Raw genomic sequence first — 12,245 nt, 5'->3', positions numbered from 1 at the left:
AGTGCTATGCGAATCGGCGTACCAAAGGAAATCAAGGATCAGGAGTACCGGGTTGGTCTCACCCCGGCCAGCGTACGCGAACTGGTCAGCCGCGGTCACAAGGTGGTAGTGCAGGCCGGCGCCGGCACCGCAATCGGCCTTACCGATCATTCCTACGTGCTGGCCGGTGCCAAGCTGGCCGGAGATGCAGCGGAGGTATACGGCTCCGCGGAGATGATCGTGAAAGTGAAGGAGCCGCAACCGGGCGAGCGGGCGCTGCTTAGGCCCGGGCAGATCCTGTATGCGTACTTGCATCTGGCGGCGGATCGCGAGCAGACCATGGACTTGCTGAACTCCGGCGCCATCTGCATTGCGTACGAGACCGTGGCGGCGCCGGACGGCAGCCTTCCCTTGCTGGCGCCCATGAGCGAGGTGGCCGGCCGCATGTCCGTGCAGGTGGCTGCCGCCTATCTCGAGAAGCCGCAGGGTGGCATGGGCCTGCTACTAGGCGGCGTGCCGGGGGTTGCGCCGGCCCATGTGGTGGTGATTGGCGCTGGCGTGGTGGGCACCAATGCGATTCATATTGCCGTGGGCATGGGCGCGCGTGTCACAGTACTGGACCGGAACATCGATCGCCTGCGGCATCTGGGGCTTGTCTACGGCAATCGACTAGTCACGCTCTTTTCCAGCGCGGACTCCATCGAGCGCGCGCTCCTCACGGCTGATGCGGTCATTGGTGCGGTCTTGGTGCCCGGCTCCGAAGCACCCAAGCTAGTGACGCGCGCTATGGTTGCCCGCATGAAGGGCAATTCGGTGGTGGTGGACGTGGCGATCGATCAAGGGGGTTGCTTTGAGACATCCCGACCCACCAGCCATACGGCACCAATCTATGTCGTCGATGATGTGCTGCACTATTGCGTGACCAACATGCCGGCGGCCGTTGCCAGGACGTCCACCTTTGCCTTGAACAATGCCACCATCGGCTATGCAATGTCGATTGCCGACAAGGGCTGGTCGCGCGCGCTCGGAGAAGATCCTTGCCTGCGCGCCGGCTTGAATGTCTGTCGCGGCAACGTCACCTATGCGGCAGTCGCGCGTGCGCACGGCTGTGCGTTTGTGCCTGCGGAAGAGGTGCTGGTGTAAGGCACGGTTAGACCGAGTTCTCAGGCCGGCGCCAGGACCCGCGAGAATCGGCTACCGTCTCGCGCTTACCTGGCGCCGCAACAACCCTGCCATGAGCTGGACCCATTTTGCCTTCACAGTTAGGCCGCTTAAGCGACTGTGATTCGAGCCAGGCAGGTGCTGCTCAATGCGGCAATTCAATTTGATCGAGCGCAAACACACCGGAATCTGGTGACTCCCATGGGCCCTCGACTTCTATAGTGTCAGACACGTGCCGGCGACCGGCCCGGCGGCTAGGCGAGGCTGCTGCGGCGTACCAGGCATGACCGATCAAACACTGCCGGAGACAGAGATGCTGAGCCCGCACGAGATAGCAGCCCTGATTGTTCTCGGTGACGCGGAAGGAAACCGTGAGCTGGACCCCGCCGACATTGGTACCCTTGTCGAGCGCCAGCTGGTTCGTCTCGAAGCTGCGACACCGGAGCGCAGGCAGATCCGCGTGACTGGGAAAGGCCGCCAACTCCTCGATGCGATCAGCAGAGGCCGTTGACGGACCGGATTCTTGACCCCGAAGCCCTATTCGATCGGCTTGCGCCGCGCCCGCAGCAACTTCGATGGTCGGACGTTAGCTTGAGCCCGGCTATATCTCGCGCTCAGCACGTCGGTATGGGACGCCGCCACGCCGCCGCCGTCTGTCGCTTGCACGGGGCGAGCAGCTTGCCTGCTACCAGCGTACGCTGACGGCCGTGCGCGCCGATTGCGATGACGCAACCCTAAGCAAGAACGCGGGCGCGCCCTCATCTTCTCGACCAGTCGTCTTCCCAGTCCGTGTCCCTTGCCGTTCTAATGAACGGTGATGCCGAACTCAGCCCGGCCACACGTCTAACCGCCGCTTCAGCTGCATACTAGGCCGTGTGGCTATCCGGGTGCCCGGTGATTGCCCTCCGTACTTGATCGCCATTCAGGCGTCACGGCCTGGCTTCCAGCTGATCGATCACCGCCGAGATGCCCGGCGCAGACCACGCGGCTCCGACGGCAGCGCGACGCTCCGCCAGCGAATCCACGCGGCCGGTCAACGTGGCAGTGCCGTCTTTGACCTTGACGCTGATATGGTGTGCCTCGCGAAGGGCATGGCGGCGTAGTGCCTCCTCGATGCGATTCTCGACATCTGGCGGCGCAGTCCTTTCGTTCATCCGGATGTTGTTGATGATCCCGACCACCCCACGGAGCTGGCCCACTGTGCGTTCAGCCAAATTCTTCTGGTAGCCCCAGTTGACGTTCCCGGACAGCGTGACCCAGCCGCGCTCCACGCGCACCTTGATAGCGTCCGACGGCACGTGGACGTGCCACTCCAATGCGTCGCGTGCCGCGTGGGCAATGGCTTCGTCGGGGAAAGCGCTGGGCGGACTCACGTCAAGCTTGACGACGACGCCGCGCACGCCCGAGACGCGTTCCGTAGCCCGCTCGGCTGCAAGCTTCTCAGCGAAACTGGACAGGTGTCCATTTAGCGTGACGATCCCATCATGGACCTCAACACCGATGGACGCCGCGTCAATTGCGGGATCCCAGTCGAGTTCCTCCTCGACGTCCTTCTGAACCTGGTAATCCGATTTCATTTCTTGCACCTTGATGAGATATGGCGCCGTTACAATAGTACTGCCACAGATTGATTGGGGCGGCCATCGAAGTGTGCGTGGAACGGAGTCGGCACGCCGGGGCGCTGGATCCCGTCGGCAATGGCAGATCGCCACGAGCCCACCCGTCATCCCTTCGGCGACGTCGGTGCGGCACCGGTCCGCACCCGTACCGGTAGTAGCGCTGCGTTGGACATGGTAATGCGCACGGCCTTCGTCGGACAGATATCCTGAACTCGCATCACAATCTCGTTGCCACGCCGGCTTCAGCGGATGGTGACGCGCTGTTGCGGTGAAGCGTCCTTCTTTGGAAGTACGAGCCGAAGCACACCGTTCTGGAAGCTGGCGTCGATCTTGTCCGAATCGATGTTGCCGCCCAGCGTGAAGGCGCGTTGCATGGATCCGCTGTAGCGCTCCTGCCGGATCACGCGATCACCTTCCCGTTCTTCAGACGCCCTCTCGAGCTTGGCCGAGATCATCACAGTGCCGCGGTCTACGGTGACGTTGATGTCTTCCTTCTTCACCCCCGGCAGATCAGCGGCGATGGTGTAGCTGGCGTCGGACTCGGCGACGTCGACCTTGAAGGGCAAGGATGTGTCCGGCGCAATTCGCCAGTTGCGCAACATGCTCTGCAGCACATCGCCAAGCGGTTCGATCGAGAAGGGGTCATAGCGTCTTAGGTTGCTCATCATGATCTCCTGGAATGACGGCGCGGTGCACGCCGGGTGCTTTCTACTTTGGCAAGCGATGGCGGTTTCGATTTGCTCTGCATCAAAGAGCCATGCATTGCCTCCCCAACCCGACCGCGCGATCCGGAAAGCCGAGCGCGCCACTTGTGTAGCGGGACGGGCAGGCAACGCTTCCCGGTACTCAGCGCCCAAGGATTCCGCCGTACCGGGGGCCGATGGTCATCTGCTTACACGACGCCCGCCACGAAGATGGCCAGCAACTCAAGCGGGCGCGGTAGTCGCCCAAGATGGCGGATCAAGCTGCCGCGTCTGGCTCCTGAAGCCTCGCGCGGATCTTGTCGCGAGCCGCGTCGCGCAGCCGCAATACTGCTTGCCAGTCATCGCCTGATGCGAAGACCGCTTCGCTCGCAATGAACGCCAACGATGCATGACTCGGCCACCAGCGCCCGTCCCGCAGCAATGAGCGAGTGCCGAGCAGGGCGATGGGAATAACCGGTGCCCGCGCGCGGGCGGCGCACCGGAACGCCCCCAGTCTAAAAGGCATCAGTCCGGGCTCTCGCCGGAACGTGCCCTCCGGAAAGAAGACGAGGGATTCGCCCCCGATGATTCGCTTCTCCAGCGCACTGGTATCTTCGACCCCACGTGCGGGGTCGAAGCGCTCAACGAAGGCGCAGCCAAGCCTGCCCAGCAGCAGCGCCAGCGGCTGGCTCCGCTGCAGCTCCTGCTTCGCCACAAAGGTGAAGTGGGGAGGCAGCACTGCCGTGAGCAAAATCACATCGGTGTAGCTGGCGTGGTTGGCCACGATGACGACCGGTGCCGACCGGCCGAGCTCGGGCAGGCCTTCGATCTTCGGAGACAACCCCGTCAGCGCGAGGCCGAGCCGGGCGCTGGCTCGCGCGCTCCGCCGGCGCAGTGGGCGCCCCGGCAAAAGCACCACCATCAGACAAGCCGGCAGGGCAAACACAACGCAAACCGTCCATACCCAGGCAGCCCAGAGCCACGCTGAAGCTTGATGCAGGAAGCGCGCGAACTGGATGCTTGCGCCAGAGATGGCAATCCGTAGCAATTGACGCCAGGGCGCGCGCGGCGTGCCATGGATCTCGCCCCGTTCATACAACTCCCGGCAGGCGGCACGGCGCAGCTTTCCGCTGGACGTCTTCAGTACCGTGCGCGGCGGCGCCAGCAGCACTTCGTCGACAGGCATGCCCATCAAATCGACCGCCAGATGGCTGATTTCCGTGCGTATCTGGCTGCGGGCATCGTCGTTCTCTTCAAGGGTCTCGGCCAGAACGACCAGGCGCTCGGTACCGGAGCGCGCATCGGTGGCGGGGAAGACCGCGACACCGCCCTTGCGCACACCGCTTACCCGGCTGATCGCCTCCTCGAGTTCCTGCGGAAACAGGTGCTGGCCGGCGCGAATGATGATGTCCTTGAGGCGCCCTGCCAGATAAAGCTCGCCGGCTGCGATATAGCCCATGTCGCCGGTCTTCAGCCATGGGCCATCGAACAGGGCCGCCGTGGCGTCGGGGTTGCGGAAGTAGCCCGTGGTCGCGGACGGGCCCTGGAACTGGACATGCCCCAGGGAGCGTTCGGGTAACTCGTGGCCGGCTAGATCGGCGATGCGGATCTGATGTCCCGGCAACGGCAGGCCGCTGGAGACCAGCTTGAGCGCCTTGCGCTCCGACCGGTCCGGCGCACGGGCGATACCCTGGCGCGCGAGCGTCTCCCGATCGACCTGGTCGACGCACGGCCCACGTCCTGCCGGCGGGAACGCGAGTCCGACCGAGCACTCGGCGAGGCCGTATACAGGGGTCATGGCGGCGCGATCGAAGCCATACCTGGCAAAGCGTGCGGTAAAGCTGTCAATGGTTTCGGAGCTGACCGGCTCAGCACCGTTGTATGCCAGGCGCCACGAACTTAGGTCCAGGCCGGCAAGATCCTTTTCATCAATCTTGCTCGCGCAGAGCTCGTAGGCGAAGTTCGGCGCCGCGGACAACGTGCCGCGATGCTGGTGAATGGCCCACAGCCAAGAGGCAGGGCGCGTCAGGAAATCAGTGGGCGACAGCAGCACCAGGCGGAATCCGACCTGCAGGCTCCCCATGCAGGCGCCGATCAGGCCCATGTCGTGGTACAGCGGCAGCCACGACACAAAGACATCGGCCGCAGTAACATGCGCGGCACGCTCCATCGCCCGCAAGTTGGCCAGTAGATTGGCATGCGTCAGCACGACCCCTTTTGGGTTGCCCGTGCTGCCGGAAGTGTATTGCAGAAAGGCAATGTCATCCGCTCGCCGGCGCCATGCGTCGCTCGGTGCGTCACCAGCGGCGCTGAGATCGGCAGGCGCCAGGATCTGGCGCAGCGCCGCGCACTGTGGGCGCAGCAGGCGTAGCAGGGGCTTGGCCGGTGGCGCAGTCACGAGGATGGCAGCCTCGGCATTGGCAAGGATCCCGGCGCTGCGCCGCATGTGGTCCTCGATCTGGGAAAGGCGCGCGGGCGGATAAAGCGGGACGGGGATGCAACCCGCATAAAGCGCGCCGAAGAATACGTCGAAGAAGTCGCGTCCGGTCGGCAGCATAAGGGCCACCCGGTCACCTGCAGCCAGGCCCTGCCGCGCCAGGCCAGTGGCTACGGCAAGCGCGCCCGCCCGCATTGACCCGTAGCTAAGGTCGCCGCTCCCCTGGAGGGTGGCGTATAGCTCATCGCCATGCGACGCCGCATGCCAGTCAATCAGATCCATTAGCGTGGCGGCACTGTCTGGCGGCCGGTTGGCTGCTGCCGTCCTGGCCGCACCTTGCACCACGGGAACCGCGGGCATCGTGGCGGGAATGGCCGCTGCTGCCCCATGCGCTGCCAGACTGAGCAGGTCACGAGGTGTATCGGCGGCCATGAGTGCTTCTTCATTGATCCTGCTGCCATATTCGTGCTCGATACGTGTCAGCAGCTCCGCCCGCGCCAAGCTGTCCAGGCCGAAATCGCGCTCGAGCGAATGATCTATCCCCAACGTGCTGACGTCCTGCGCACCGGGCCGCAGCTCAGCCGCCAGCGCGCGTACGATGCCAAGCAGGCGTTGCGCATCGGCAAGCCCCGGTTGGGGGGCACAAGGGATAGTAGGATCGCGCCTGTCATTCATTGCGTCTTCCGCCGGCAACTGCCACCTTGAGGTTGCGGGCGTTTGCCCGGCAGGCTTCCGCAAAACCCGGTGCGTCGAGCAATAGCCTGAACAGGGTATTCATCCCCACGAGCATGTCGGCAAGCGAAGCAGAGCGATGGACGTCGACCTCCGCAGGCGCGCCTGGGGGATAACGTTCCACCCAGATGGGTCTCGGTCCGGGAGACGGCCTGTTCACATAGTAGTCTGGCATGATTGCCCCCGATGCTTTTGGCTTGCCTGCCGGCACACGTACCACCACTGTTCCGCGAAGGGCTTCCCTCCCGTGCCATGTGTGCCGGGCGTGCAGGACACGGCGTTCTCTCGGCTTCGGCCCGAAGCAGGCTCAACGTGCTGCTGCGGCTTCCAGGTAGGAAACGACATCGTCAAGCGTGACGAGCCGGCTGTAGTCGGACTCCGGGATTTCCACTTTCAATGTCTCGTGCAGGGCGAGCAGGAAGCGGAGCCAGTCCATGGAATCAAGATCGACCTCCCTGCGCAGCGGACGATCCGGGCGCAGGGCCTGCGGCTCGATTTCAGGGGCGATCTCGCGCAACGTGGATACGACGATGGCGCGGATACTGGCGTTGTTCATCGGTCAAACTCCTCAGGATGTCGTAGCAGTTCTCGTAGTTCGGTGAGAAAGAGTGCTCCGCGATGACCGTCCGAGACACGATGGTCGGCCGAGAGGGTGGCTGTCAGGGCTGGCATCACTGTCACCGCACCGTCTTCCACCCATGGCTGCTCAATGATGCGACCAAAACCCACCAGCGCCACCTGTGGAGGATAGATGACCCCGAACACCTGTTCCGCGCCCTGATCCCCGAGATTGGTAATGGTAATGGTAGGCTCGGACAATTCGGCACGCCTGAGGGAACCAGCGCGACAGCGCCTGACCAGGTCGGCCAGTTCCTGCATCAGTTGTGCAACTGGCTTGCTGTCGGCATGCAGCAGCGCCGGCGCCACCAGGCCGCCCTGGCGGAGGGATATCGCGATCCCGACGTGCACCGCCGTTGCGGCGCTGAAGGCACCGTTGCGGAAGAATCCATTCAACTCGGGGAAGCGCTTGAGCGCAACTGCGACGGCTTTGATCAGCAAGACCGCTGGGAGGACGCGCTCGCTCATGGATCGGCCAGCATTTTCACGGGTGAGCCAGGCGAGCGCAGTCCGCAACGGAATCGTCTCTGCGACGTAGTAATGAGGAATCTCGCGCTTGGCTCGCGCCATCGCGGCGCCAATTGTCTTGCGGATCTCGGCCGATCGGTCGCCTGGCGTGGCGGAGGGCTTGTGCGCCGCTTGCTCGACATCGGCCAGCGTTACCGCGGCTCCCGGCCCGGTGCCGGTGAGGGCTGCGACGTCGATCCCCTGTTCCAGTGCGAGCTTGCGCGCTGCCGGGGACACCATGCGTCGACCCGGAGTGCCGCTCGCCTGCTCTGCCCCAGATGCGCGCTGCAGGGCGCCTGGTGTTTCGCCAGGTTCAAGGAGGGTCGCCATCAACGTGCCGACGGGAATCTTGTCTCCCCGCGAAACCAGAAGCTCGGCGACGACACCGTCGTGCCACGTTTCCACCTCGATCGCAGCCTTGCTGGTGTCGACCACGGCGATGATCTGCCCCTTCTTCACGGTGTCGCCGGGCTGCACGGCCCATTCGAGCAGCGTACCCTCGTCCATGTCTGCGCCCAGCGAGGGGAGGCGGAATTCGATCATGTTGTCCTCGCCGGAACGATGCGCCGGTTGCGGGCGCTGGAAGTGAGGGCTGCCGGCTTGCTCATGCGATCAGCTGGCTGGCGGCGGTTGCAATCTTGTCCGCCTGGGGCAGGGCGGCCTCTTCCATATGCCTGGCATAAGGAATCGGTACCTCCGCAGAACAGACCCGCGCGACAGGTGCGTCGAGTTCATAGAAAACCTGCTCGACGATGCGCGCCATCAGCTCCGCGGCGAGGCTGACGCTGCGCCAGCCCTCGTCGACGATCACCGCACGACGGCATTTTGCGACGGAGGCCATGATGGTCGCATCGTCCAGCGGACGCAGGACGCGCAAATCGACCACCTCGGCATCGATTCCCTGGGCCGAAAGCGAATCGGCGGCTTGCATCGCCTTGGGCAGGCCACCACCATACGCGATCAGGGTCACGTCCTTGCCGGCCCGCCTGACCCGTGCCGAGTGGATATCCACGACGGACGCTTCCGGAATCTCGCTTTCCACGTTGTACAGGCCTGCATGCTCGAAGATCAGCACCGGGTCGGGATCGGCCAATGCCGGCGCCAGCATGCGGCGTGCGTCCTCGACAGTGGCGGGCGCCAGGATCCTGAGGCCGGGTATGCTGGCATACCAGCCCTCGAAGCTGTGAGAGTGCTGGGCCGCGACCTGGCGGCCAGCCCCGGTGGCCATCCGGATCACCAGCGGTACGGAGAACTGCCCACCAGACATATGGCGGTACAGGGCTGCGGTATTAACGATCTGGTCGAGTGCGAGCAGGCTGAAATTGACGGTCATCACCTCGACGATGGGGCGCATGTCGCCCAGGGCCGCGCCGATGCCGGCGCCGGTGAAGCCGAGTTCCGAAAGAGGTGTATCGCGGATGCGTTCCGGGCCGAACTCGGCCAGCAGCCCCTTGGAGACCGCATAACTGCCGCCGTAGCGGCCGACGTCCTCGCCCATCAGGAAGACGCGGGGGTCCTTGGCAAGCGCCTCGCGCAGGGCTTCGCGCACGGCCTCCCGGTAGCTGAGGCGCAAGCTCATGGGGTACCTCCTGCCGGTGAGTAAACATCCTTCAGCAGATCCTCGACAGGCTCCAGGGTGCCCGCCTCGGCAAAGGCCTCGGCCCTCGCAACCTCCGCACCAGCGTCGGTGTCCAGCAAGAGAAACTCGTCTTCCGTCAGCTTGCCTTCCGCCTTCAGCCGCGCGGTGAACGTATGAATGGGACCGCGTGTCTTCCACGCCTCGACCTCGGCCGCCTGGCGGTACAGATCCGGGTCGTACATGGAGTGAGCGCGGAAGCGATAGGTGCGCAGTTCAAGGAACACCGGCCCCGTGCCGCCCCGGACGCTGGCCACGGCATTCCGGGCAGCTTCGCAGACGGCGACCACGTCCATTCCGTCGGCCGCGAAAGCCCGCATGTTGTAGGACGCTGCCTTGGCGCAGAGGTCTGTCTGGGACTCATGACGCTCAAGAGCCGTCCCCATCGCATAGAGATTGTTTTCGCAGCAGAACAAAAGCGGGAGCTTCCACAATGCGGCCAGGTTCATCGATTCATGGAACGCGCCTTCGGCGACCGCTCCGTCGCCGAAGAAGCAGGCGGTGACACGCTGGCTGCCCTGCATTTGTCCGGCGAGCGCAAGGCCGACCGCCAGCGGGAGACCTGCGCCCACGATGGCATTGCCCCCGAAGAGCCGGGCAGCGCGGCTAAACAGGTGCATCGAGCCGCCGCGGCCTCGCGCACAGCCCTCCTGCTTGCCGTACATTTCGGCCATCAGCACGCGCATGTCCATGCCGCGAACCAGCGCATGCCCGTGCTCCCGATAGGTGGCGACCACATTGTCGTCGGGGGCGAGCGCATGGAGAACACCAACGCATACGGCTTCCTCGCCAATGTACAGATGCAGGAAGCCGCGTATCTTGCCCTCGCCGTAGCGCTGCGCGCATGTCTCCTCAAGACGGCGAATACGTACCATGTCGCGCAGCAGCGTAAGCGCGAAGGCCTTGTCATAGGGCACCGGTCCGGAAGGTGGCGGCGGGGCGGGATGCTCGATGTCCATCATGATCCGGTCTCAAGCGTGGAGGTGTCCCCCTCCGGCAGGCCAAGTTCCCGTGCCTTCAGCAATCGGCGCATGATCTTGCCACTGCGTGTTCGTGGCAATTCCGCAAGGAAGGCGATGTCCTTGGGGGCCACCGACGCGCCGAGGCGGCTCCTGCCATGACCAAGAAGCTCCAGGCGCAGCGCTTCAGAAGGTTCAAAGCCTTTGTTGAGCGATACGAATGCCTTCACCACTTCTCCCGCAACCGGATCCGGCTTGCCGATGACGCCGGCTTCGGCGACGGCCGGATGCTCCATCAGCGCACTTTCGACCTCGAAGGGGCCGATCAGGTGTCCGGACGACTTGATGACGTCGTCAGTGCGGCCGACGAACCAGTAGTAGCCGTCGGTATCGCGGCGAGCCAGGTCGCCGGTCAGATACCATTCGTGTGCGAAGCACTTGCGGTAGCGCGCTTCCTCGTTGAGATAAGCCCGGAACATTGACGGCCAACCGCTTCTGAGTGCAAGCTCGCCCTCGGTTCCGGGGCTATCGATCAGTTCGGCGCGCCCGTCTTCGTTACGCCGCACGATGGCAGCATCCACGCCGGGAAGCGGCCGGCCCATCGAGCCAGGCTTGATATCAAAGGCTGGCGTATTGGCGATCATGATGCCCCCCGTCTCCGTTTGCCACCAGTTGTCGTGAATCGGCAGGCCCAGCACGTTCTTGCCCCACCAGACGGCCTCTGGGTTCAGGGGCTCGCCGACACTGGCGATAAACCGCAGTCGCCGGAAAGCACGCACTCTGGCTGCTTCGGTTCCCGCCTTCATCAGCATGCGGATCGCGGTCGGCGCCGTATACCAGACCGTGACGCCTTCGTCGTGAAGGATTCCATACCAGCGCTGCGCGTCGAATTCTTCGAGGTCCACAATAGACGTTATGCCATGCAGCAATGGGGCGATGGCACCGTAGGATGTGCCGGTCACCCAACCCGGATCGGCGGTGCACCAATAGATGTCGTCCGCATGAAGATCGAGCGCATACCTGCCGGTTGCCCAGTGGGTGAGCGCGGCGCCATGGACGTGCACGGCCCCCTTTGGCGTGCCGGTCGTGCCGCTGGTGAAATGCAACAGCGCCATGTCTTCGGACGTGGTAGGCGTGATCTGGCACGCGTCGGTCGCGCTGCGCATCATTGCAGCCAGGTCAAGCGTCCCCGGTATCGCGGTGGAGCCGCCGTCTTCCGCGACCAGCAGGATGTGTTTGAGGCTCGGCATGCGGTCGCGCCATGCGGCGACCTTGCGCATGAAGAGTTGGTCGGTGGTGACCAGCACCGAGCCCTTGCCGAGGTTCAGTCGCGTGGCGATCGGCTCGGGCCCGAATGCCGAGAACAGCGGCGACACCACGCAGCCGTTCTTCAGGCCGCCGAGCAGGGCCGTATAAAGCTCCGGAATGCGTCCAGCGAGAATGAAGATCCGGTCTCCCTTGCCCACGCCGAGTTCGCGCAGTACGTTGCAGAAGCGATTGGTGAGACTGGCCAGCTGTGCGTAGGTGACGGCGCGCGCTGCCGGTCCGCCCCGTGAAAGAAAGCGGAATGCGACCTTGTCACCCGCACCACTTTCCACATGGCGATCCACCGCCTGCCACGCGATATTCAACCCGCCATCGGGTTGGGCGCCGAGGGTCCTGCGGATGGCGTCCCAGGAAAATCCATGACGCTCCGCCTCATAGTCGGAAAAATTTGGCGCAACACGCAGATCCGCTGCGGTCTTGTGGATGATTGTGGATAGATCCATTCTGGCGCTTGGTCTCCTTGGGACCACTATAGGGGCGGGGGCAGGCGACGAGAAGCGGGGCGGCCAGCGCTGCCCGGCCGTCCGTTACCTGAGCGGGCAAGGGCAAGTCCTGCCCGCTTTAGCGAAGACATCGGACTCATGGCCT

11 protein-coding genes are annotated in these 12,245 nt (G+C 64.2%); 2 read left to right on the top strand and 9 right to left on the bottom strand.

The genetic code is table 11. The annotated features are described in order from the left end of the window. The first annotated feature begins 6 nt into the window (after positions 1–6). Positions 7–1,122 carry an alanine dehydrogenase gene (ald, locus tag E0W60_RS32885; protein ID WP_135706970.1) on the top strand — a complete coding sequence of 372 codons (1,116 nt, stop codon included), beginning with the start codon at positions 7–9 and terminating at the stop codon, positions 1,120–1,122. Between the two features lie 301 nt (positions 1,123–1,423). Further along, positions 1,424–1,651, top strand: a complete 228-nt coding sequence (locus E0W60_RS32880) for a hypothetical protein (RefSeq protein WP_240746044.1) — start codon at positions 1,424–1,426, stop codon at positions 1,649–1,651. Between the two features lie 418 nt (positions 1,652–2,069). Here the strand turns inward: E0W60_RS32880 and E0W60_RS32875 are convergent, their stop codons facing one another. The 9 genes from E0W60_RS32875 to acsA all read right to left on the bottom strand — a co-directional run bounded on the left by E0W60_RS32875 (position 2,070) and on the right by acsA (position 12,100). After that, positions 2,070–2,717, bottom strand: a complete 648-nt coding sequence (locus tag E0W60_RS32875; protein ID WP_135706969.1) for a BON domain-containing protein — start codon at positions 2,715–2,717, stop codon at positions 2,070–2,072. A 284-nt stretch (positions 2,718–3,001) separates the two neighbouring features. Beyond that, positions 3,002–3,424 carry an Hsp20/alpha crystallin family protein gene (locus E0W60_RS32870; protein WP_133092993.1) on the bottom strand — a complete coding sequence of 141 codons (423 nt, stop codon included), beginning with the start codon at positions 3,422–3,424 and terminating at the stop codon, positions 3,002–3,004. Between the two features lie 295 nt (positions 3,425–3,719). Further along, positions 3,720–6,554, bottom strand: coding sequence for an AMP-binding protein (locus E0W60_RS32865; RefSeq protein ID WP_135706968.1), 2,835 nt, complete (start codon positions 6,552–6,554; stop codon positions 3,720–3,722). After that, a complete protein-coding gene (locus tag E0W60_RS32860; protein WP_133092808.1) occupies positions 6,547–6,735 on the bottom strand; it encodes a hypothetical protein in 189 nt (62 codons plus the stop codon). Before E0W60_RS32860 ends, E0W60_RS32865 begins: the two co-directional genes overlap by 8 nt. A gap of 183 nt (positions 6,736–6,918) precedes the next feature. Continuing rightward, positions 6,919–7,167, bottom strand: a complete 249-nt coding sequence (locus E0W60_RS32855) for an acyl carrier protein (protein WP_133092807.1) — start codon at positions 7,165–7,167, stop codon at positions 6,919–6,921. Continuing rightward, entirely contained in the window at positions 7,164–8,279 is a 1,116-nt protein-coding gene (locus E0W60_RS32850; protein ID WP_135706967.1) for a dihydrolipoamide acetyltransferase family protein, read from the bottom strand. Before E0W60_RS32850 ends, E0W60_RS32855 begins: the two co-directional genes overlap by 4 nt. A 61-nt stretch (positions 8,280–8,340) precedes the next feature. Beyond that, the gene (locus E0W60_RS32845; RefSeq protein ID WP_135706966.1) at positions 8,341–9,315 is read right to left on the bottom strand and encodes an alpha-ketoacid dehydrogenase subunit beta; all 975 of its coding nucleotides are present in this window, start codon (positions 9,313–9,315) and stop codon (positions 8,341–8,343) included. Continuing rightward, positions 9,312–10,334 (bottom strand): pyruvate dehydrogenase (acetyl-transferring) E1 component subunit alpha, encoded by a 1,023-nt coding sequence (gene pdhA, locus E0W60_RS32840; RefSeq protein WP_133092804.1) that lies wholly within the window; start codon positions 10,332–10,334, stop codon positions 9,312–9,314. Before pdhA ends, E0W60_RS32845 begins: the two co-directional genes overlap by 4 nt. After that, on the bottom strand, positions 10,331–12,100 hold the full coding sequence (gene acsA, locus E0W60_RS32835; RefSeq protein WP_135706965.1) for an acetate--CoA ligase: 1,770 nt from the start codon (positions 12,098–12,100) through the stop codon (positions 10,331–10,333). The genes pdhA and acsA overlap by 4 nt, the downstream gene beginning before the upstream one ends. Positions 12,101–12,245: the final 145 nt, after the last annotated feature.

Source organism: Cupriavidus oxalaticus, assembly GCF_004768545.1.
GTDB classification, from domain to species: Bacteria; Pseudomonadota; Gammaproteobacteria; order Burkholderiales; family Burkholderiaceae; genus Cupriavidus; species Cupriavidus oxalaticus_A.
Note: the sequence above shows the minus strand (reverse complement) of the source record. Positions and strands in the feature narration are given on the sequence as shown.

Excerpts from the sequence above, each read along its gene's own strand:
- ald (WP_135706970.1), top strand. The coding sequence starts at position 7 with ATGCGAATCGGCGTACCAAAGGAAATCAAGGATCAGGAGTACCGGGTT.
- E0W60_RS32880 (WP_240746044.1), top strand. The coding sequence starts at position 1,424 with ATGACCGATCAAACACTGCCGGAGACAGAGATGCTGAGCCCGCACGAG.
- E0W60_RS32875 (WP_135706969.1), bottom strand. The coding sequence starts at position 2,717 with ATGAAATCGGATTACCAGGTTCAGAAGGACGTCGAGGAGGAACTCGAC.
- E0W60_RS32870 (WP_133092993.1), bottom strand. The coding sequence starts at position 3,424 with ATGAGCAACCTAAGACGCTATGACCCCTTCTCGATCGAACCGCTTGGC.
- E0W60_RS32865 (WP_135706968.1), bottom strand. The coding sequence starts at position 6,554 with ATGAATGACAGGCGCGATCCTACTATCCCTTGTGCCCCCCAACCGGGG.
- E0W60_RS32855 (WP_133092807.1), bottom strand. The coding sequence starts at position 7,167 with ATGAACAACGCCAGTATCCGCGCCATCGTCGTATCCACGTTGCGCGAG.
- E0W60_RS32850 (WP_135706967.1), bottom strand. The coding sequence starts at position 8,279 with ATGATCGAATTCCGCCTCCCCTCGCTGGGCGCAGACATGGACGAGGGT.
- E0W60_RS32845 (WP_135706966.1), bottom strand. The coding sequence starts at position 9,315 with ATGAGCTTGCGCCTCAGCTACCGGGAGGCCGTGCGCGAAGCCCTGCGC.
- pdhA (WP_133092804.1), bottom strand. The coding sequence starts at position 10,334 with ATGATGGACATCGAGCATCCCGCCCCGCCGCCACCTTCCGGACCGGTG.
- acsA (WP_135706965.1), bottom strand. The coding sequence starts at position 12,100 with ATGGATCTATCCACAATCATCCACAAGACCGCAGCGGATCTGCGTGTT.